This is a genomic window from Pacificibacter maritimus, assembly GCF_003814915.1.
Classification (GTDB): domain Bacteria; phylum Pseudomonadota; class Alphaproteobacteria; order Rhodobacterales; family Rhodobacteraceae; genus Celeribacter; species Celeribacter maritimus.
This window is the reverse complement of sequence record NZ_RKQK01000002.1, coordinates 106044-125173: the sequence shown is the minus strand read 5'-3', so window position 1 is coordinate 125173 and position 19130 is coordinate 106044. Positions and strand designations below refer to the sequence as shown.

Sequence of the window (19130 nt, the reverse complement as noted above, 5' to 3'; positions counted from 1 at the left end):
ACCCAGTCAACAGTAACCGCGCCGTCTTCGTTTTCGTTGTAGTTTTTGTAAAGCTTGAAGAATTTCATGATGTATTTCCTGATATTTGAGAAAGTTAGGTCTAGCGGGCTTAGCCAGCTGTACGTGTTGCCAAATCTTTAGAGATTGTTTCACCCAAAGTTTTTGTGCCGTTTGATACGGTTGCAAGAACAGCAACACCGAGACCAACGATCGCAGAAGTCAAAACTACCCAGTCAACAGTAACCGCGCCGTCTTCGTTTTCGTTGTAGTTTTTGTAAAGTTTAAAAAATTTCATAGTCTGACCCTCCAGGGTATTTTGCATGTCCACGTTTCGGGCGCTTCGGCTACGGTGTTTCCCTTACCGCGTTAATGCCTCGTCGCTTTCGATGTCCCTATATGGCCCCCGAACTGGGGCAAGAGTTGGGCGTGATTGGTACGATTTTGGAACTCTGAAGAATTTTACAGAAATATTTTTCAAGTAATTGATTTTTAATGATTTAATTTATTAACCTTATGCAAACTATTTGCTTGCGCGATGTTTTTATGAAGCTTTATGGAAACATTAGGGCAGGATTTGTGCAAAATGCTGGTCCAAAGGGCTTATTGCTGCGAAACTACGGATGAATTGAATAAGAAACTCGGGCAAACTCATGAGCAGCAGAGCAGATCGCCAACTTGGTAACCAAGTTTGTACTTTTTCTTCGCTTCAATCTGTACAGCGATCAGGCAATTTCTTTCGCGCAACACTGACCTTAATGGCCGTAGCGGTCGCATTTGGGGCAGGGGGCGCGCCTTTGGCTGCTGTTGCGCAAGATGCAGCACCGCAAGACGCACAGCGAACCACAACGATCAAACGTGTCACGCCCAAACCTTGGCCGACAGTGACGCCGCGCAAATTGACTCCGCCCAAGGCTGGCAGCACCAATCGTATCACCGTGCAGATTCGCCCTTCAGCGCCGAGCAGCCCTCAAGCGCCCTCAGGACCAGCGGGACCACAGGCTGCTGGAACGAGGGGTGTAGATGCATCGCCTGAGCTGGCAGATTTGCAAGACTGGTATTGGAATGCAGTCCAGCATGATGTCATTGGGGCCAGCCCCGCGCGGTTTAGCGCTGCCTTGAAAGCCTTGGATCACGCTGAGGCAGCAAAGTTGTCAAAGCCCACGTTTCAACAGGTCACTGATATTGCCAATACATATGGTACGGATCTGTTGATTCATTCGATTGGCACGGATGTGAGCCCAGCTTTGGCTCTGGCCGTTATTTCGGTCGAATCCGCTGGCAAAGCGCAGGCCGTCAGCAGTGCGGGGGCCCAAGGCGTTATGCAGCTGATTCCCGCGACTGCCGCGCGATTTGGGGTGACCAATTCTATGGACCCTGCGCAAAACATCTCTGGTGGAATTGCTTACTTGGATTGGCTGCTCAAGGAATTCAAAGGTGACGTGGTTTTGGCGCTGGCGGGATATAACGCTGGTGAAAATGCTGTAAAATCCAACAACGGCGTGCCGCCCTATGCCGAAACCCGCGCTTATGTGCCCAAGGTTTTGGCAGCTTGGCAAGTCGCACGTGGGTTATGCGTGACCCCGCCTGATCTTTATTCCGATGGCTGTGTTTTTGCGACCAATGCTGTGCGCTAGGCGCATTTTACCGCAGTCATAAAAAAGGCGCCTCATCAGGGCGCCTTTTGTCACTTATAGACCAAGCTTAAATCGACATCTTTTTAAAGATGAATTCTGGGATATTGCGAATGATCAGCATGATGTAGCGCCAGAAAAACGGCGTGTAGATCACATTGCGCTTTTTATCGACAGCTTTCAAAATATCAGTGGCGACCTTTTCTGGGGCAGCCACAAGGAACATTCCCTCAACATCCCACGTCATTGCCGTGTCCACGAAACCAGGTTTCACGGTCACAACATGGCCGCCTGCGCGGGTCAATCTGTTGCGTAAGCCCGACAAATACGTTGCAAAGCCTGCCTTGGCCGAACCGTAAACGTAATTGCCAATACGTCCGCGATCGCCAGCCACTGATCCGACCCCCACAACGGTGCCACCGCCGCGCAGCTCTATTTCAGGGGCGAGCATTTGCAAAAAGGCCGCAGGCCCCGTGTAATTGTCTTTTATGACGCCCTCTATCAATTCTGGCGCTGCATCAATTTCGGATTGTGTGGGCATTGACCCCACGAAAACAGCACAGTTGATCATGCCGCTTTCGGCCTGCGCTTGTGTGATAATCGGTGCAAAGCTCGCAGTGTCACGGGCATCAAATTTCAGCGCAGTTGCATTGGCCGCCCCGCGTGCGGTGCAATCTGCTGCGCTGGCTGCAAGATCATCCATATCGCGACCGCAAAGCAACACATTGGCCCCATCTGCTGCAACTTTGCGGGCAAAGGCGCGCGCCATTGATGAGGTGGCGCCGAGGATGATCCATGTTTCGGACGAATTGCTCATGCGCTTTCTCCTGCGGGTTTGGTTTCAGGGGCTGGTCCGCGCAGGTTTAAGCGTGTGACCAAATTTGTCGCATTGGCATATGTAGGGTCGATTTCATTGACCACTTTGCGCCAAGCGTCTTGATCGGGGTACATACCGTCAATTTGCTGCGGTTTGGCCACGCCATCTTTGGCAAAATAAATGCGCCCGCCTGCCTCTCGCGCCATATTTGTGAGATCGCGGATCAGGTAATCTGCCGCGCCGCGATTGGGGAAATCCACCGCCAAAGTGTAACCCTCCATCGGGAATGACATATAGCCCGCGCGCCCCGCACCCATCTTTTTCAAAACCGCCAAAGGCGAGGCCAATCCTGATGCGGAAATCCGTTCAAGCATCTCACGCAGGCTGTCTTTGGCATTCAACGGAACGACGCATTGAAATTGGTTGAACCCTGCTTTGCCATATAGGCGATTCCAATTGTGGATCGCATCAAGTGGAAAGAAAGGATCGGTGATCGGTTTCACGCTGGTGCGCCCAGAGCGCGGTACGCGGCGAAAATACAATTCGTTGAACAGCCGAACGATTGGGGCAGATAAGGCCCAAGCGGGCGCATTGAATGGCACAGATTTGGTTTTGCCTGACGACCTGTTCACGCCTGAAGTGATCTCGCCTTCTTCCAAAACACCGCGGCCAAGCCTATCGCCCTTGGCTGTGGCGTCGATCCAACCGACGGTGAAATCTTTTGTGGCATCTTCAAAAGCCATAAAAAATTCATCCAAGTCGTCAATGCGACGTTCGGTTAAAACCATCAGATCCCCTTTGCAGGGCATCATTTGGATCTTTGCTGAAGCAATCACACCCGTTTGGCCCAAACCTCCGACAGTCGCTTGAAACTCTGCGCTGTCGTTAGGAGTGATCACACGGGTTTTGTCGCCTTGGATCAGGGTGATTTCCGTTACGTGCTGACCAAAGGAGCCGACGACATGGTGATTTTTACCGTGCACATCATTGGCGATACACCCACCAATGGTTGCAAACCCAGTGCCAGGGCTGACAGGCGGCAACCAATCTTGCGCGGCAAACATGCGTCCCAGATCGCCAATAGGCAGTCCTGCTTCCACATGCACGAGTCCCGTTGCGGCATCAAAATCCAATACCCGATCAAGCCGCGTCATATCTAAAGACTTTTCAGATGAGGTCAAAGGCGCATCACCATAAGACCTGCGCATGCCAAAGGCTGGCATCGCGCCCAAGCTCAGTAGTTTTTTCAAATGTGCGACACGTTCAGGTCGTGCAACATCACCGAAGGCCGCAGACGCGCGCCCCCAGCCCATGGTTTCAAGGGGTTTCCAGCTCATTTTGAACTCTCTTTGATACGCGTTCTGCGATGGGGAATAGGGCAAGACCAATGACAATGGCGAACCAAAGTGTGGTCAGTCGAATAAGGGCGGTTGCAGGTAAGGACAGGGCAAGGGGCACGCCTTCAAAAGACAAAAGTGCGATCATCGCCGCTTCTGCGCCGCCAACTCCGCCAGGTGCGCCAGTCAAGCCGCCTGCAAGGGTGGAAAATAAGAAAATAGCAATCGCGGTTGAGGCCGAAACATCAGCGCCCATCCATGCCAGTAGCAGGTAAAAGGCGATGCCCTCTGCCAGCCAACCGATGAAGGCCAAGACAGATCCTGTCATCAATGTGCCGCCCGTTGAAAAGGGGACCAAGGCCTGTGATGCACGGCGCAGGCGTACGAACATGCGTGGCACCAAACCTGTGGTGCGATATCCCACGCGGGCAAGGCTGGCCAAGAGTGCAGGGCGCGTTACGATAAAGGCTGCGATCAACGCCAAAAGGGTGACAGGAATGCCACCCGAAATTTGGGTGCCTGAAAGACACAATGCTGCGCCCATCAATATCGCCATGGCAGCAAGATCGGATGCGCGATCAACCAAAACTAATGGCGCTGTGCGTTCAATCGCCCAGCCAGTTTCGCGTTTGATCCAGCGCATGCGCACCAACTCGCCCAGACGACCTGGCGTGACGGTCATGGCAAAACCACCAAGAAAATGAAGCATATTGCGTTGAAGGGTAAGCCCAAGCCCTAGATGCTTGGCAAAGATGTGCCAACGCAGACCGCGCAGCGCGTAGTTGATCAAGGATAGCAACAATAACGCGCCAACTTGCCATAGCGAAAGTTTACGAATTTGATCCAGCGTTTCTTGCCAGCCCGTGGCAGCAGCAGCACCCAAAAGTCCGATGACCAACAGTGCCAAAAGCCCCAAGACAACGGCCCGCTCGCGCAGGGCTTTGAGAAAGCCAGCAAGCGGGACAGGGGGGGCTGATGGAGTTTGCTCTAGGGGCATCGGGTCTTTCCTGTCTGATTTGCAGTAGATTTAGCGACAAATTAGGGCAAGATTATGATGCTGTTTCGAAACGAGCGACAATGGCGGTATTTTTTTGAGACGCGTGCTCCCGATCGACATGAAAAGCATCCAATCGTGTGCTTTTCATGTCAGTCGCGGCTGATAGGCTTAGCTGACGATTGTGGCCTCTGTTGCATTGCGCAGGTCTTGTTCGGAAACGCCATCAGCAGTTTCAACGATTTTTAAACCGCCTTCTACCACATCCAAAACACCTAAGTTGGTAATCACACGGTCAACAACGGCTTTGCCTGTCAGGGGCAAAGTACATGTTTTCAATAGTTTGCTGTCGCCATGTTTGTTGGTGTGGTCCATAACAACGACAACGCGCCCGACACCTGCGACCAGATCCATCGCGCCGCCCATGCCTTTGACCAGCTTGCCGGGGATCATCCAATTCGCCAAGTCGCCGTTTTCATCGACTTCCATCGCGCCCAAAATCGCCATGGCAATTTTGCCGCCACGGATCATGCCAAAGGAAAACGCACTGTCGAAATAGGCTGTGTTGGGCAGCTCGGTGATGGTTTGCTTGCCTGCGTTGATCAAGTCGGCGTCTTCTTCGCCTTCAACTGGAAAAGGCCCCATGCCAAGCATGCCATTTTCCGACTGCAATGTCACCTCGACACCTTCAGGAATGAAATTTGGCACCAAGGTCGGAATGCCGATCCCAAGGTTCACATATGTGCCGTCTTGCAATTCGCGGGCCGCGCGTGCTGCCATTTGGTTGCGATCCCATCCCTTTGGGCCTTGTTGTGCTGTCGTCATGGTGCTCTCCCGTCCTAAATGGCGTTTTGTCTTGATGATGCAGGGTGCGCACTGTCGTGCTGTCTGCCTGCGAAAGGTGTTGCTGCAGTGATATGCGTGACAGGATCAAGCCCAAGGCGATGTGTCGCGAAATGGGCAAAGACCGCCTGTCCGAAGCTGGCGTTCATATGGCGATTATCCGCAGTGTCTTCTGTAAGCGCATAGATGTTGTCGGTAAAAAATGGCGCGGCAAGGGTCGACACTGGCTGGGCCAAAAAGTGATTTTCCACATTGGCCAAAGTCGTTTGAATGACCTTGCTGTAAGTGTCCGCCCAGTCTTGAGCGGTATCACGTGCGTCTAACCGACTGAGCGCAGGTTCATGGCCTGCACCATGCATGCGGCTGCGCGCCAAAGGGTATGGCGCTGGCATAAAGGTGAAACGTGGATCGTGATCGGCCATGACAGACCGCGTCGCTACATCTTGTTCCACACTCGCGGCGATCAAACCCAAGGCCGCAGCCCGTGTCATCAAGGGGCGGCCTGTGCGTGTGGGGTGACCCAAAATGTCAAAATCAGCCATCAATTGGCTACATTTCACCAAGGAAAATCGTGATCCGATATGAAGGATATGAGCGAAGTCATCGAGGTTTATTGCCGTACAGCCATTCATTTGTAGGCTGATGTCCCTGCCTTTGTCGTCGTCTTTTGCAGGACCAAACCATGGTCCATTCATCTGGGCGCGGGCATGGTAAAAACCGGGCAAGCTGAAATAGGTGACATCAAGATCGGGATAGGTCGCGCCGATCCAATCCGCGGCATCCCGCAGCGCAGCTGTATGCGATGTCCCCATGACCAAAATCTTCATGACGCGCGCCCCGTTTCGGTGGTTTGTTCCTTTATAGGTGAAAGTAATACGTCTTCGCAGGCGGGGTCTAGGTCATTTGGATGTGCCTCTGTTTGTGCTTTTGAGGGCGCGTTATTGGCATCGTGAGCGGCAAAAAAAGTGTCCATCGCGCAATCAACGCCCGATGTGCGCACGTTGCGCATGTTGTCGCCATAAAAGGCACCGTGGCTCATGGGGTTGGTGATCAACTCGTAGGACGGGAAGTAATCCACATCGTGATGGGCTTGGGCGAATTCACCAACGGCTGCGCGCAGGGTGGATTTGGAATAGGTATTGGCCGACAGGATATGCATGCCCGAGGCGGTGGCAGTCATCGGCACAGGAGAAACAGTCAGCAGCATTTTAAAACTGCCTGATATTTTCCGCCCGAAGTCGCGTAATACTTTCAATTCGCGCAAAATCTGATTTTGGGTGAAATTGTGAAAACGAAAGGCGTTGGGATGGCGCGGGGACGCAATCACACCAGGCGCTGTTGGGAAAACAGTACCTGTGTCTTTGTGCATCCATGTTTCTGTTCCGCCCAAGGTGAATATGAACACTTCGGTTTGTTCAAACAGCTGGCGCACCGCTTTCAAATGATCATTGCGTGCCTGCAATACCATATCGGGCGTGTCAAAGCCGTCAGGTTCGACCGTGGGGCGCTGGGCGTCGATAAAACGCCCGTCACTGCGTTGCCACACGGGATCGGAAGGCTTGGAGATGCCGAAAGCCTCACAGAGCAGTTGGACCATTTGGCGTAGGGTATAGATATTGCCGTACCGCCCTGAAAACTGACCATAACCGTATTTGGCTAAGGCTTCTTGCGGAAACCCTCCGTTGGGGCTTTCCAAATCCAGCACAGACCAATCCTGCACCCGCAAAGCATGATGGATATGCTGCGCAAAACAACTGCCAGCAGTCATAATTTTGCTGTCAGGTCCAATCGGATACTTAGGCCTGTAGATCCCGTGCACAGCTTTGGGCTGCTCGGTCACGACCCCAGACCGCCAAAAGGCAGTTGGGGGCAAAGTATCATAGGGATTGGCCATCACATTATGTCCGCTTGGCTATGCTGCGGGGCGGGTGGTGCGTTGTTCGATGCGCTTTTCGTGCGTGCCTTGGATAATGCGGTGCACATAAACCCCCGGCAAGTGGATCGCATCTGGGTCTAGGCTGCCAACGGGCACGATTTCTTCGACTTCCATAATGCAGATCTTGCCACACATTGCGGCTGGCGGGTTAAAATTCCGCGCAGTTTTACGGAAAATCGCATTGCCTGTCTCGTCAGCTTTCCAAGCTTTCACGATGGAAATATCGGCGAAAATGCCTTCTTCCAAAATGTAGTCCTGACCGTCCCAAGATTTCACGTCTTTACCGTCAGCAATCACCGTGCCCACACCCGTTTTGGTGTAAAAGCCAGGAATGCCAGCACCGCCTGCGCGCATACGTTCGGCCAAGGTGCCTTGGGGGTTGAATTCAAGTTCCAACTCGCCAGACAGGTATTGGCGCATGAATTCCGCGTTTTCGCCCACATAAGACGACATCATTTTCTTGATCTGGCGCGTGGCCAAAAGCTTGCCCAAACCAAAATCATCAACGCCCGCGTTGTTTGACGCTACCGTCAGACCCTTGACGCCGCTTTCGACCAAAGCATCGATCAACAGTTCAGGGATGCCACATAGACCAAACCCGCCTGCAGCAATCAACATGTCGTCGTGCACGATGCCGTCCAAGGCCTCTTTTGCTGATCCGTAAACTTTTTTCATGGCGCTCTCCCTCGCAATACTTTGCGCAATTGGACGCAATCCAGACCAAACTGTCAATGCAATGCTGCGATGCAAAATGACAAAACCCCGCATCTTTTTACAAATGTGAGGTATGGATATTTTGCGAAGATCTGTATCCGCGTGCCGCCTCAGTGACGCTGGGTCAACTGGAACATCGTGGCACGTCTACCGAAGGCGCAGGCACACTAGCGCTCGTTGCGAAATGCAGCGGCCTCATCTTGAAGGATCGCGGAGCAATTGGCAGTCGTGTAAGCTTGGCCGTTTCGTCCATTATCCGTTCTTGCGCCGGTGATGTCACGGCTGGCATCAAGCGCTGCGATAAATCCAGTCGGGTCCATCTGTGCCTTTTGCGCGCGTATTTGAAGATCGAGAGCTTCCAACATCGCCTCGCTTGACGGGTCTTCGCTGACCCAGCCGTAAATGCCGCAGATCTTGATCATCGAATATCGCGTAACCAATTCTGCTACGCTTTTTGCGTCGCTCTGTGCCACGCTGGGAAACAAAACAATGAGGCCTGTTAAAACCGCGCGCGCGTGCATTTGGATAGTTTCCGATGATTAGATTGAACACAGTTTTTCGCTTCACGTGAGATAAAGCAAACGCTTGTTCTGCCAGTATGCGCGCCTGCATGACTGTATGTCTCAACACTCATGCAGGGCCAGTTATCAGCTATCGGTTTTCTTGGCCGCCGCTTTTTTAGGAGCTGCTTTTTTGGCAGGCGCTTTTTTCGCTGCAGCTTTCTTTTTAGGGGCGGCTTTCTTTTTCGCGGGCGCTTTTTTCTTGGCTGGTTTTTTGGTCTCGATCAGCTCAAGCGCTTGTTCCACAGTAATATCTTCGGGCTTGATCTCTTTGGGCAGGGTCACATTGACCTTTTCCCATTTCACATAAGGCCCATATTTGCCGTCCATGATCTTGATCGGACCGCCATCTGGGTGATCGCCCAGCTCTTTGAGAGCTTTCGCCACAGCGCGTCCCCGACCGGGGTTCTCGCGTTTGTGGGTGATCATTTCCATCGCCAAATTCATACCAATCTCAAAGACCTCGCTGGTCTCTTTGAGGTTGGCGTAGACGGGTTTTTCTTCGTCAGGCAATTGGTGCATCAAATAGGGGCCAAAGCGCCCTAAGTTGGCAGCAATCACACCCCCATCAGGGTGCGGGCCAATTTCGCGCGGCAGGTTTAACAACAGCAGCGCCTTTTCCAGATCGATGCTTTCAGGCGCCCATCCTTTTGGCAGGGAAGTGCGTGGTGGTTTTTTGTTTTCAGGTGTGGCTTCGCCGCGCTGAACATAAGGGCCAAAACGACCGGAGCGCAGTGAAATTTCATCGCCGTTATCTTCGCCCAAAACCTTTTCATAGCTTTCAGCGCCTTCACCTGAAATCGGACGTGTGTAGCGACATTCAGGGTAATTGGAACAGCCGACGAAACCGCCAGAGCGCGAGGTTTTTAGGTGCAAGCTGCCTTCACCACATTTTGGACATGCACGCGGGTCGCTGCCGTCTTCGCGGGGGGGATAAAGCGTGGGCGTCAGGGCCGCGTCCAATTTATCCAAAACTTCTGAAATACGCAGATCAGAGGTTTCTGAAATTGCCGCGGAAAAGTCGCGCCAAAAGCGATTGAGCACATCTTTGTAATTCATATCGCCCGCTGAAACGGCATCAAGTTCACCTTCGAGATCAGCGGTGAATTCATAGCCCACATATTTGCGGAAGAAATTCATCAAAAAGATCGTTACGATCTTGCCTTTGTCTTCGGGGAACAGGCGGTTTTGTTCTTTGCGCACATATTCGCGTTCAACGATGGTGGTCAAAACCGATGCGTAGGTCGAAGGACGGCCGATGCCCAATTCTTCCATGCGCTTGACCAAAGTCGCCTCTGTGTAGCGGGGCGGCGGGTTGGTGAAATGTTGCAAGCCGAGCACGGCGTCATTCGCGCCAAGGGCTGCTTCTTTATCAACGGCTGCCGCTTTCAAAGCGCCTGCAACTTTTTTGGCGGGCTCGTCTTTCATGATCTGCGGCAAACGGGCGCTGTCTTCGCCTTGTTCTTCGTCGTCTTTGCCTTCTGTGTAGGCGGCCATGAAGCCATCAAAGGCCACAACCTGACCCGTAGCACGCAACACAACTTCTTGATCTGCAGAGGCAATATCAACTGTCGTGCGCTCAAGTTTGGCGGCTTCCATTTGCGACGCGATGGTGCGTTTCCAGATCAAATCATACAGTTTGGCTTGATCGCCATCTGACAAAGCCGCCTCTTTGGGGCCTTTGGACAGTTCTGTGGGGCGAATACATTCGTGCGCCTCTTGGGCGTTTTTGGCTTTGTTTTTGTATTCACGCGGCTTTGCTGGCACGTATTTATCGCCGTAACGGTCTTTGATCGCGGCGCGCGCATCGGCGATGGCTTCAGGCGCCATATCGATACCATCGGTACGCATATAGGTGATGAGACCCGCTTCATACAGGCGCTGGGCGGCATTCATCGTTTGACGTGCGCCCATGCCGAATTTACGACTGGCCTCTTGTTGCAAGGTCGATGTCATAAAGGGCGCAGAGGGATTGCGTGTGCCTGGTTTTGCCTCAACCGATACGACTTTTAAATCGCGCGATGACACAGCTTGCACGGCCATCTCAGCCGACAGGCGGTCGGCCAAGTCGAATTTATCCAGCTTTTTGCCAGAGAGTTGCGTCAAGCGCGCTTCAAACTGTTGCCCGCGCGGCGTTTCCAGTACGGTTTTGACCGACCAGTATTCTTGCGGATTGAACGCCTCGATTTCGTCTTCGCGTTCCACGATCAAACGCAGACACACTGATTGCACGCGGCCGGCAGAGCGCGCACCGGGCAATTTTCGCCACAACACAGGCGATAGGTTAAAGCCCACCAAATAGTCCAACGCGCGGCGTGCCAAATAGGCGTCGACCAAAGGCGTATCGACTTGGCGCGGGTTTTTCATCGCCTCTGTGACAGCGGTTTTTGTAATGGCGTTAAAGACAACCCGAGAGACTGCTGTAGATTTTTTGATTGCGCGACGCTTGGTTAAAGCTTCTTGTAAGTGCCATGAAATCGCTTCCCCTTCGCGATCGGGGTCGGTCGCGAGGATCAGTTCGTCGTCGTTTTTCAAAGCATCTGCGATGGCTTTGACATGTGGGCGGCTTTGAGCGCCGATGTCCCAAATCATCTCAAAATCGTTGTCTGTATCGACCGAACCATTCTTGGCAGGAAGATCTCGGACGTGACCGTAAGAGGCCAAAACAGTGTAGTTGCTTCCAAGGTATTTATTGATGGTTTTGGCCTTGGCTGGGGATTCGACAACAACAACGGGCATAAGACATCCTTTTTACAACAGTGTTTGCCTTATGGCGTTGCAAAAAGGTTTACGCAACTGCGGATTGTCGACGATAGGCTGGGATTGAATATCAAAACCTGTATCGCTCTCAGGGAATATGTGGGGAAAAATTGCGGCTTTTTACAACTTGTAAGGGTGATTTTCTGGCGGATTTTCTTAAATACGCGCCAAAAGTCCGCCCGCTTTGCGCAATATCTGACCGTCCAGTTCAAGCGCCATAATTTCGGCACTGACGTGATCCGCGCGTGCTCCGATATCGCGAATCAATTGATCTTCTGGCACGCCAGCACCGCCCAACCGCGACAGTATTTCACCGTGTAGATCAGCGTGATCTTTTAAGCTGCGGACCTCGGGCGTGATCGGTTCTAGTGCCTCCACTGGCGTGTCCAAATCGGTCGTTGCCAAGGGCGATGCTTGCGCCAGAACATCTATAACATCGCGACTGCCGCGAATAAGGCTGGCGCCATCGCGTAGCAAATTGTTGCAGCCAGCCGAGCGCCCGTCGAAAGGATGGCCAGGCACAGCCATGACTTCACGGCCTTGGTCCATCGCATTGCCTGCCGTTAAAAGTGATCCTGATTTTGCAGCCGCTTCGATAACAAGTGTTGCCAGCGCCATGCCCGACACAATTCGGTTGCGCATTGGAAAATGGCGCGCAAAGGGTTTCATCCCCATAGGTTGTTCCGATATCAAAACGCCTGCCTCGGAAATTTGGTCATACAGGGATTTGTTTTCGCTGGGATAGATCACATCCAATCCGCCGCCCAGCACAGCAATAGTGCCTGTGTCCAGTGCCGCGTCGTGCACAGCAGCGTCGATCCCGCGCGCAAGACCTGAGACAATGGCAAAGCCTTCGGCGCCCAAGTCGCGCGACAAAGCACGTGCCATGCGCAACCCCAATGATGAGGCATTCCGCGCGCCGACCAATGCCAAAATCGGACGTTCGAAAAGGGATAAATCGCCTTTTGCCCATATTAGCGGTGGTGCATCAGGGATAAGGGCGAGTGCGCTGGGATACTCCGCCTCGCCAATTGCGATCAAGCGTGCGCCAGCCTTGTGGCCTGCGCGCAGTTCCTGATCAATTACATTTTGGGGACAGATTTGATAGTCTCGAACGCCTGCATCGGATGCGATTTTCGGCAAAGCGGCAAGGGCTGCTTGTGCTGATCCATGATCCTTCATCAGGCGATAAAACGTAGACACGCCAACACGGCGTGAACGCAAGAGGCGGAGCCAGATGGCGCGGTCTTCCGCAGCGTGGGGTGGGGTGAGGGGGTGATGGGAAGGGATGAAATCCATTTTGACCAACTCTCTCTCCGTCTCTTGCCCCATCAACATCGCGCAAAATGGTTAATGACCCGTTACCGTTAGCGAATAATCTTCAAACTTAGTGAAATATTTAGGCAATTCCTTGGTTTTATGGGTATTTTGTTAAGGGTGACGTAGGGGCGTAAGCAAAAAGGCGACCCTTAGGCCGCCCATTCCTTGAGGGGTCTCTGAATTCTATGGGGCGTGTTAACCTTTTGATGTGCGGTAAATCACGCCATAGCCCCCTATGTTGCAGAGCCGCCCACAGTCAATTCACCGATCATCACCGTAGGTTGCCCCACACCCACAGGCACCCATTGGCCCGCTTTGCCGCAATTGCCCATGCCTGGATCAAGCGCCATATCATTCCCCAAAGCGCGGATGTGTTTCAGCGATGTTGCGCCATCGCCAATCAAGGTCGCGCCTTTCACGGGCGCGCCGATCACGCCGTTTTTCACCTGATAGGCTTCGGTGCATGAAAATACGAATTTGCCATTGGTGATGTCCACCTGACCACCCCCAAAACCGACCGCATAAATGCCATCTTTAAGATTTGCCACGATGTCTTCGGGCGGTGTGTCGCCCCCAAGCATATAGGTGTTGGTCATGCGTGGCATGGGCGTGTGCGCATAGCTTTCGCGCCGCCCGTTTCCTGTAGGGTCGACCCCCATGAGGCGCGCGTTTTGGCGATCTTGCATATAGCCCACCAGAATGCCGTCTTCGATCAGAGTATTCTTGGCGCTGGGCGTGCCTTCGTCATCGACCGAAATAGACCCGCGTCGATCAGGGATGGTGCCATCATCCAAAACAGTCACGCCTTTGGCTGCGATCTGTTGGCCTAACAATCCAGAAAAGGCGGATGTTTCTTTGCGATTGAAATCGCCCTCAAGCCCATGCCCCACGGCTTCGTGCAGCAAGATGCCAGGCCAGCCATTGCCCAAAACCACATCCATAACACCCGCAGGGGCAGGGACGGATTCAAGGTTGACGCAAGCAATTCGTAGAGCTTCCGTGGCGATTGATTTCCAATGCGCGGGATCAAGCATGCCCGTCAGACCTGTACGTCCGCCGCCGCCTGCTGAACCGCTTTCGCGCCGACCGTCTTTATCGACGATCACTGAAATATTCAGCCGCGCCATGGGGCGCTGGTCGGACATAAGGCCGCCTTCGGGGCGTAAGATAAAGACCTCTTGATATGATGCGGCAATGGAGGCGGTGACCTGCACCACGCGTGGATCAAGGGTGCGCAAGAAATCATCGATCTCTTTCAATGTGTCGATTTTGACATTGAAAGCTGCGCCTTCCATCGGATTTTCATCTGTATAAAGCTTTACGTTAGTGGCGCGCGGCGCATCGGCCAAAGTGCCGCCGCCTGCTCCCACGGCCAAACGCGCCGTTTCTGCCGCACGTTTGAGTGACGATTCGGAAATTTCTGTGGAATGGGCATATCCAGCGGTTTCGCCGCGCACAGCCCGCAGGCCGAATCCCTCAGACGCGTCATAGGTCGCATTGCGGATTCGCCCGTCGTCCAACACAATCCCTTCGGAGGTGCGTCTTTCAAAGAATATTTCCCCATCATCGGCCCCCGCTGTCGCTTTTTGCAGGATGGATAGGGCCTGAGCCTGATCCAAGAGGGTCTCGAATGGGTCAAAACGTCTCGATGGCATCACTTTTTCTCCTTGGGGACTTGATCTAAATCAAAAAACACGGTCAATGGCGACGCAGAATTCTTGTTCCATCGGGCTTAATATGGTTTTTGGTGGGCAAGACTCAAACGAAATTCGCCCAAACTTCGGGCACTGCGGCGCACTTATCACTGTTGCGCTAGCAAAATGGGAAAAGAACATGCGCACAGAACGCTTTTTGTCTGGCCTTGCAGCCACAATTTTAGCCACCACCGTATCGGGTGCAGCCACAGCGCAGCAAGCGGGCGAATTGCTCGGCGCGCCAGTGGACGGAAAAATGGGCTTTCAGCCTGCTGCCACCGAGCTTGCGCGCGATTTGCAAGGTTTGGATCACTTGTTGCTTTGGATCATTGGTATCATCACATTGTTCGTTTGTGTTTTGCTGGCTTGGGTCATCATTCGCTACAACCGTCGTGCGAACCCTGAGCCCAAAACATTCACTCACAACACGCCAATTGAGATCGCTTGGACATTGATCCCTGTTTTGATCCTTGTGGGTATCGGCGCGTTTTCATTGCCCGTTTTGTTCAAACAGCAAGAAATTCGTGAAGGCGATATCTACATCAAAGTAACAGGATACCAATGGTACTGGGGTTACGAATATGTAGACGAGGGTTTCGCATTCGACAGCTACTTGTTGGATCGTGATGAATTGGCTGAGGCTGGATATGATGACAGCTTGTACTTGCTTGCAACGGATACAGCCGTGGTCGTGCCTGTTGGCAAAACTGTTGTTATGGGCGTGACAGGTGCGGATGTGATCCATTCTTGGACAATTCCAGCATTTGGCGTGAAACAAGATGCGGTTCCTGGTCGTGTTGCTGAACTTTGGTTCAATGCAGAAAAGACTGGCACATTCTTTGGTCAATGTTCCGAGCTTTGCGGTAAAGATCACGCCTACATGCCGATCACTGTGAAAGTTGTTTCACAAGAAGACTACGACGCATGGTTGGCTGGCGCGATTGACGAATACGCGTCACTTGATACGCCTGCGCAACAGGTTCAACTGGCGTCTGCTGAGTAAATGCACATGATAAAGGCGCGGGCTGCAAAAGCGCGTGCCTTTTTGATAACGCAACACAGCGGTGAGCAACCTGTACTTTTGGGACAGGGGCTTATCTGCTTGAGACAGGTCGCGGGGGTCAACGCACATGAAACCCGATATTGACCATAACGACGACAGCACAAACACAAGGCCAATGATGACTGACGCATCCATCATAGCAGACCCAGACCATGACGCTGATTTCGGTGATTTCTTTGCGCTGTTGAAGCCGCGCGTGATGTCTTTGGTTGTTTTTACTGCCCTTGTGGGGTTGATCGTGGCACCTGGCACGGTGCATCCATTTGTCGCTTTCTTTTCCATTCTTTGCATCGCAATCGGTGGCGGTGCCTCTGGCGCTTTGAATATGTGGTATGATGCTGACATCGACCGCGTGATGAAGCGCACCAAAGGCCGCCCCATTCCTGCGGGAAAAGTGACCGAAGGCGAAGCTTTGGCCATCGGCATTACCCTATCTGCATTCGCTGTGATTATGTTGGGATTGGCCAGCAATTGGGTGGCAGCGGGGCTTTTGGCCTTTACGATCTTCTTCTACGCTGTGGTTTACACCATGTGGCTCAAGCGTTCGACGCCGCAAAACATCGTGATTGGTGGTGCCGCTGGCGCTTTTCCTCCGATGATTGGCTGGGCTGTCGTGACTGGCGATATCACCATCACCAGCACCTTGATGTTTGCTTTGACATTTATGTGGACGCCCCCGCATTTCTGGGCCTTGGCGCTGTTCATGAATTCTGATTACGACAAAGCCAAAGTGCCGATGCTGCCCGTCACCCATGGCACAAGATCAACGCGCAATCACATCTTGGTCTACACCTTGTTGCTGGCGCTGACTGCTGGTGCATTATTGTTTACACCAATCGCAGGTCTGGTCTATTTGGTCGCATTTGCAGTGATGAACGCCTTGTTTATCATCGGCGCTGTAAAAATATGGCGACGTGATGATGCAGCGTCAAAGGCAGATAATTTCAAAGCAGAACGGTCTTTCTTTAAACTGTCTTTGGCTTATCTCTTTGCGCATTTCAGCGCGTTGATGATAGACGCAATGCTCAGTGGCGTTTTCGACGGCATGGGCTTTAAAGGACTGTTTTAAGATGGCAATCACTAAGCTTCATGAGATGCACAAAAGACGCAAATCGCGCAATGTCGGCCTTGGGCTGGTGCTTGTGACCTTTGTTGGTTTGATCTTGGCACTCACCGTTGTGAAAGTCACGACAACGGATTTGGCGCCCCTTGGCGGTGCCGAGGCAGCAGAATAATGGCGATGGATGGACCCCAAAAAACCGTTGTAAAACTGGTTGGCGTTGTTGTTATGATGGGCGCTTTGGCATGGGCCTCTGTGCCATTCTACAGCTGGTTTTGCGCTGTCACAGGATTCGGTGGCACCACTTTGGAAGCTGACGCAGGATCTGATGTGATCTTGGATGAGACGATTAAGATTCGTTTCGATGCCAATACAGACGCTGGCATGGCTTGGGATTTCAAACCCGCCGTACGCGAAATGGAGATTCGCATTGGTGAGACAGGTTTGGCCTTTTATGAAGCGCATAATCCCACCGACCGCGTGATTGCAGGCACTGCTGCTTACAACGTCGCCCCCTATGAGGCGGGTGGGTTTTTCACTAAAATCGATTGTTTTTGCTTCACAGAGCAGGTTCTTCAGCCCGGTGAAACCGTGCTGATGCCAGTAACCTTTTATGTGGACCCCGAAATCACCACTGACCGTGACGCGAAATATGTACATCGCATCACATTGTCGTATACATTCTACGAAACCGATCTGCCCGAAGAACTTGCCGCTTTGCAAAGCGACACGTCGAAGGCAACTGATCTTAACTGAACCCATTAGGGAAAATACCCCGAGGGAGAGGGACGCAAGACTATGGCTCATGTAAAGAACCACGATTATCACATTCTGCCACCATCCACGAAACCTATGCTGGGCGGCATCGCCGCTTTTGTCATGTTCTTTGGCGCTGTTATGTGGATGGCCAAGGGATCGCCTTGGATGTTCCTCATCGGTCTTATCGCCGTGCTTTACGTTATGTGGGCTTGGTGGGCTGAAACCATAGCTGAAAACAAAGCGGGTGATCACACCCCTGTTGTACGCATCGGCCTGCGCTATGGCTTTATCATGTTCATCATGTCCGAAGTCATGTTCTTTGCCGCATGGTTCTGGGCTTTCTTCAAAAACGCTATTTTCCCGATGTATGAATATGCAGGCACAGAATATGTGAAACCTGAAATCATAGCGGTTGATGCGTTTCACCTGCCTTTGATCAACACCTTGCTGTTGCTTTTGTCTGGTTGTGCTGTGACTTGGGCGCACCACGCACTGGTCCACGGAAATATCCGTAAAGACCTTGTTGCTGGTCTGGCGCTGAGCGTTGGTTTCGGTGCTGTTTTCACATTGTTCCAAGCCTATGAATACTACGAATTGTTGGTACATGAAGGTTGGACATTCAGCGGTGAATTCTTTTACGGCTCCTTCTTTATGGCGACAGGGTTTCACGGTTTCCACGTGATCGTCGGCACAATCTTTCTGACAATCTGTTTGATCCGCTCCATGAAAGGCGATTTCACGCCCGAGGATCACATCGGTTTCGAAGCGGCAGCTTGGTACTGGCACTTCGTTGATGTTGTTTGGCTCTTCTTGTTCGTTGCCGTCTACATCTGGGGTCAGTCAGGTTTCTAAATCGACTTGAAGTCTGAGACCGAATGGATGATTTACAGGGCGTGGCATTGCTGCGCCCTGTTGCGTTTTTACCTTCATTTGCCCAATCCAGGCTCTCTTGTGTGAAAGGCCCAAGCCTATGTTAAAACGAATGATTGTTCCGCTGCTGATCGGCTTGATCGGCATTGCGATCCTTGTGTCATTGGGGCGGTGGCAAGTGCAGCGTATGGGCTGGAAACAAGGCATCTTAGCTCAAATCGAAGCGGATATTGCCGCAGACCCAGTGCCACTGCCCGCAATGATTTCGATTGATATGAAACATTTGCCTGTACAAGCGACGGGCACCATCGGCGCAGAAGAACTGCATGTTTTGGTCTCGCGTAAATCCGACGGAGCAGGCTATCGCGTGATCGCGCCCTTTACGCTTGATGACGGTCGCCGCGTGTTGCTTGACCGCGGGTTTATTCCTTTGGATGAAAAAGACACAGCGCGCCCCGCACAGACAGGCGTCACAATCGTCGGAAATTTGCATTGGCCTGATGATATGAACAGTTCGACGCCTCAGCCTGATTTTGACCGCAATATCTGGTTTGGGCGCGATATAGGCGCTATGGCCACCACTTTGTCGACATCTGATGTCTTGATCGTCGCCCGCCAAGATACTGGCCAAGCGATTGAGGCCATGCCGCTTGGCGTGGAAGGCATCCCAAACGATCATCTTCACTACGCAATTACGTGGTTTTCGCTCGCACTTGTCTGGTTGGGGATGACACTCTTCCTTCTGTGGCGTATCAAAACCCGAACTGTTTAA

19 protein-coding genes are annotated in these 19130 nt (G+C 52.5%); 7 read left to right on the top strand and 12 right to left on the bottom strand.

The features are described from left to right. Positions 1-109: 109 nt before the first annotated feature. Complete coding sequence (locus EDD53_RS07145; protein ID WP_123792554.1) at positions 110-295, bottom strand: hypothetical protein; 186 nt, start codon at positions 293-295, stop codon at positions 110-112. A 460-nt stretch (positions 296-755) separates the two neighbouring features. On the opposite strand from EDD53_RS07145, the gene EDD53_RS07140 reads away from it, so the two are divergent. Continuing rightward, on the top strand, positions 756-1634 hold the full coding sequence (locus EDD53_RS07140) for a lytic transglycosylase domain-containing protein (RefSeq protein ID WP_123792951.1): 879 nt from the start codon (positions 756-758) through the stop codon (positions 1632-1634). A gap of 67 nt (positions 1635-1701) precedes the next feature. On the opposite strand, the gene EDD53_RS07135 is transcribed toward EDD53_RS07140, so the two are convergent. The 11 genes from EDD53_RS07135 to tldD all read right to left on the bottom strand — a co-directional run bounded on the left by EDD53_RS07135 (position 1702) and on the right by tldD (position 14567). Next, the gene (locus tag EDD53_RS07135; protein WP_123792552.1) at positions 1702-2448 is read right to left on the bottom strand and encodes an SDR family oxidoreductase; all 747 of its coding nucleotides are present in this window, start codon (positions 2446-2448) and stop codon (positions 1702-1704) included. Continuing rightward, on the bottom strand, positions 2445-3785 hold the full coding sequence (locus EDD53_RS07130; RefSeq protein ID WP_123792551.1) for an FAD-binding oxidoreductase: 1341 nt from the start codon (positions 3783-3785) through the stop codon (positions 2445-2447). Before EDD53_RS07130 ends, EDD53_RS07135 begins: the two co-directional genes overlap by 4 nt. Then, on the bottom strand, positions 3766-4782 hold the full coding sequence (locus tag EDD53_RS07125; protein WP_123792549.1) for a lysylphosphatidylglycerol synthase transmembrane domain-containing protein: 1017 nt from the start codon (positions 4780-4782) through the stop codon (positions 3766-3768). The genes EDD53_RS07130 and EDD53_RS07125 overlap by 20 nt, the downstream gene beginning before the upstream one ends. A 168-nt stretch (positions 4783-4950) precedes the next feature. Further along, a complete protein-coding gene (locus tag EDD53_RS07120) occupies positions 4951-5604 on the bottom strand; it encodes a 3-oxoacid CoA-transferase subunit B (protein ID WP_123792547.1) in 654 nt (217 codons plus the stop codon). 14 nt (positions 5605-5618) lie between these two features. Continuing rightward, positions 5619-6449, bottom strand: coding sequence for a hypothetical protein (locus EDD53_RS07115; RefSeq protein ID WP_123792545.1), 831 nt, complete (start codon positions 6447-6449; stop codon positions 5619-5621). Then, positions 6446-7516: a GSCFA domain-containing protein gene (locus EDD53_RS07110; RefSeq protein WP_123792544.1), complete on the bottom strand. Its 1071-nt coding sequence runs from the start codon at positions 7514-7516 to the stop codon at positions 6446-6448. Before EDD53_RS07110 ends, EDD53_RS07115 begins: the two co-directional genes overlap by 4 nt. Before the next feature lie 18 nt (positions 7517-7534). Next, complete coding sequence (locus tag EDD53_RS07105; RefSeq protein ID WP_123792542.1) at positions 7535-8233, bottom strand: CoA transferase subunit A; 699 nt, start codon at positions 8231-8233, stop codon at positions 7535-7537. A gap of 206 nt (positions 8234-8439) precedes the next feature. Then, positions 8440-8745, bottom strand: a complete 306-nt coding sequence (locus tag EDD53_RS07100) for a hypothetical protein (RefSeq protein WP_170162713.1) — start codon at positions 8743-8745, stop codon at positions 8440-8442. Positions 8746-8919: 174 nt separating this feature from the next. Then, the gene (gene topA / locus EDD53_RS07095) at positions 8920-11571 is read right to left on the bottom strand and encodes a type I DNA topoisomerase (RefSeq protein ID WP_123792538.1); all 2652 of its coding nucleotides are present in this window, start codon (positions 11569-11571) and stop codon (positions 8920-8922) included. A gap of 177 nt (positions 11572-11748) precedes the next feature. After that, positions 11749-12891 carry a DNA-processing protein DprA gene (gene dprA / locus EDD53_RS07090; RefSeq protein WP_170162712.1) on the bottom strand — a complete coding sequence of 381 codons (1143 nt, stop codon included), beginning with the start codon at positions 12889-12891 and terminating at the stop codon, positions 11749-11751. 254 nt (positions 12892-13145) lie between these two features. Further along, positions 13146-14567: a metalloprotease TldD gene (gene tldD / locus EDD53_RS07085; RefSeq protein WP_123792535.1), complete on the bottom strand. Its 1422-nt coding sequence runs from the start codon at positions 14565-14567 to the stop codon at positions 13146-13148. A gap of 178 nt (positions 14568-14745) precedes the next feature. On the opposite strand from tldD, the gene coxB reads away from it, so the two are divergent. The 6 genes from coxB to EDD53_RS07055 all read left to right on the top strand — a co-directional run bounded on the left by coxB (position 14746) and on the right by EDD53_RS07055 (position 19130). Next, entirely contained in the window at positions 14746-15609 is an 864-nt protein-coding gene (gene coxB / locus EDD53_RS07080; protein WP_123792950.1) for a cytochrome c oxidase subunit II, read from the top strand. A 178-nt stretch (positions 15610-15787) separates the two neighbouring features. Next, positions 15788-16738 carry a heme o synthase gene (gene cyoE, locus EDD53_RS07075; protein ID WP_123792949.1) on the top strand — a complete coding sequence of 317 codons (951 nt, stop codon included), beginning with the start codon at positions 15788-15790 and terminating at the stop codon, positions 16736-16738. A 1-nt stretch (position 16739) separates the two neighbouring features. Beyond that, positions 16740-16904 carry a cytochrome C oxidase assembly protein gene (locus EDD53_RS07070; protein WP_123792533.1) on the top strand — a complete coding sequence of 55 codons (165 nt, stop codon included), beginning with the start codon at positions 16740-16742 and terminating at the stop codon, positions 16902-16904. Next, positions 16904-17485 (top strand): cytochrome c oxidase assembly protein, encoded by a 582-nt coding sequence (locus tag EDD53_RS07065; protein ID WP_123792532.1) that lies wholly within the window; start codon positions 16904-16906, stop codon positions 17483-17485. Before EDD53_RS07070 ends, EDD53_RS07065 begins: the two co-directional genes overlap by 1 nt. Before the next feature lie 42 nt (positions 17486-17527). Next, a complete protein-coding gene (locus EDD53_RS07060; RefSeq protein ID WP_123792530.1) occupies positions 17528-18340 on the top strand; it encodes a cytochrome c oxidase subunit 3 in 813 nt (270 codons plus the stop codon). A 118-nt stretch (positions 18341-18458) separates the two neighbouring features. Continuing rightward, on the top strand, positions 18459-19130 hold the full coding sequence (locus tag EDD53_RS07055) for an SURF1 family protein (protein WP_123792528.1): 672 nt from the start codon (positions 18459-18461) through the stop codon (positions 19128-19130).

Bases quoted from the DNA above. Each gene is read 5' to 3' on its own strand.
- EDD53_RS07145 (WP_123792554.1), bottom strand. From the start codon at position 295: ATGAAATTTTTTAAACTTTACAAAAACTACAACGAAAACGAAGACGGC.
- EDD53_RS07140 (WP_123792951.1), top strand. From the start codon at position 756: ATGGCCGTAGCGGTCGCATTTGGGGCAGGGGGCGCGCCTTTGGCTGCT.
- EDD53_RS07135 (WP_123792552.1), bottom strand. From the start codon at position 2,448: ATGAGCAATTCGTCCGAAACATGGATCATCCTCGGCGCCACCTCATCA.
- EDD53_RS07130 (WP_123792551.1), bottom strand. From the start codon at position 3,785: ATGAGCTGGAAACCCCTTGAAACCATGGGCTGGGGGCGCGCGTCTGCG.
- EDD53_RS07125 (WP_123792549.1), bottom strand. From the start codon at position 4,782: ATGCCCCTAGAGCAAACTCCATCAGCCCCCCCTGTCCCGCTTGCTGGC.
- EDD53_RS07120 (WP_123792547.1), bottom strand. From the start codon at position 5,604: ATGACGACAGCACAACAAGGCCCAAAGGGATGGGATCGCAACCAAATG.
- EDD53_RS07115 (WP_123792545.1), bottom strand. From the start codon at position 6,449: ATGAAGATTTTGGTCATGGGGACATCGCATACAGCTGCGCTGCGGGAT.
- EDD53_RS07110 (WP_123792544.1), bottom strand. From the start codon at position 7,516: ATGGCCAATCCCTATGATACTTTGCCCCCAACTGCCTTTTGGCGGTCT.
- EDD53_RS07105 (WP_123792542.1), bottom strand. From the start codon at position 8,233: ATGAAAAAAGTTTACGGATCAGCAAAAGAGGCCTTGGACGGCATCGTG.
- topA (WP_123792538.1), bottom strand. From the start codon at position 11,571: ATGCCCGTTGTTGTTGTCGAATCCCCAGCCAAGGCCAAAACCATCAAT.
- dprA (WP_170162712.1), bottom strand. From the start codon at position 12,891: ATGGATTTCATCCCTTCCCATCACCCCCTCACCCCACCCCACGCTGCG.
- tldD (WP_123792535.1), bottom strand. From the start codon at position 14,567: ATGCCATCGAGACGTTTTGACCCATTCGAGACCCTCTTGGATCAGGCT.
- coxB (WP_123792950.1), top strand. From the start codon at position 14,746: ATGCGCACAGAACGCTTTTTGTCTGGCCTTGCAGCCACAATTTTAGCC.
- cyoE (WP_123792949.1), top strand. From the start codon at position 15,788: ATGACTGACGCATCCATCATAGCAGACCCAGACCATGACGCTGATTTC.
- EDD53_RS07070 (WP_123792533.1), top strand. From the start codon at position 16,740: ATGGCAATCACTAAGCTTCATGAGATGCACAAAAGACGCAAATCGCGC.
- EDD53_RS07065 (WP_123792532.1), top strand. From the start codon at position 16,904: ATGGCGATGGATGGACCCCAAAAAACCGTTGTAAAACTGGTTGGCGTT.
- EDD53_RS07060 (WP_123792530.1), top strand. From the start codon at position 17,528: ATGGCTCATGTAAAGAACCACGATTATCACATTCTGCCACCATCCACG.
- EDD53_RS07055 (WP_123792528.1), top strand. From the start codon at position 18,459: ATGTTAAAACGAATGATTGTTCCGCTGCTGATCGGCTTGATCGGCATT.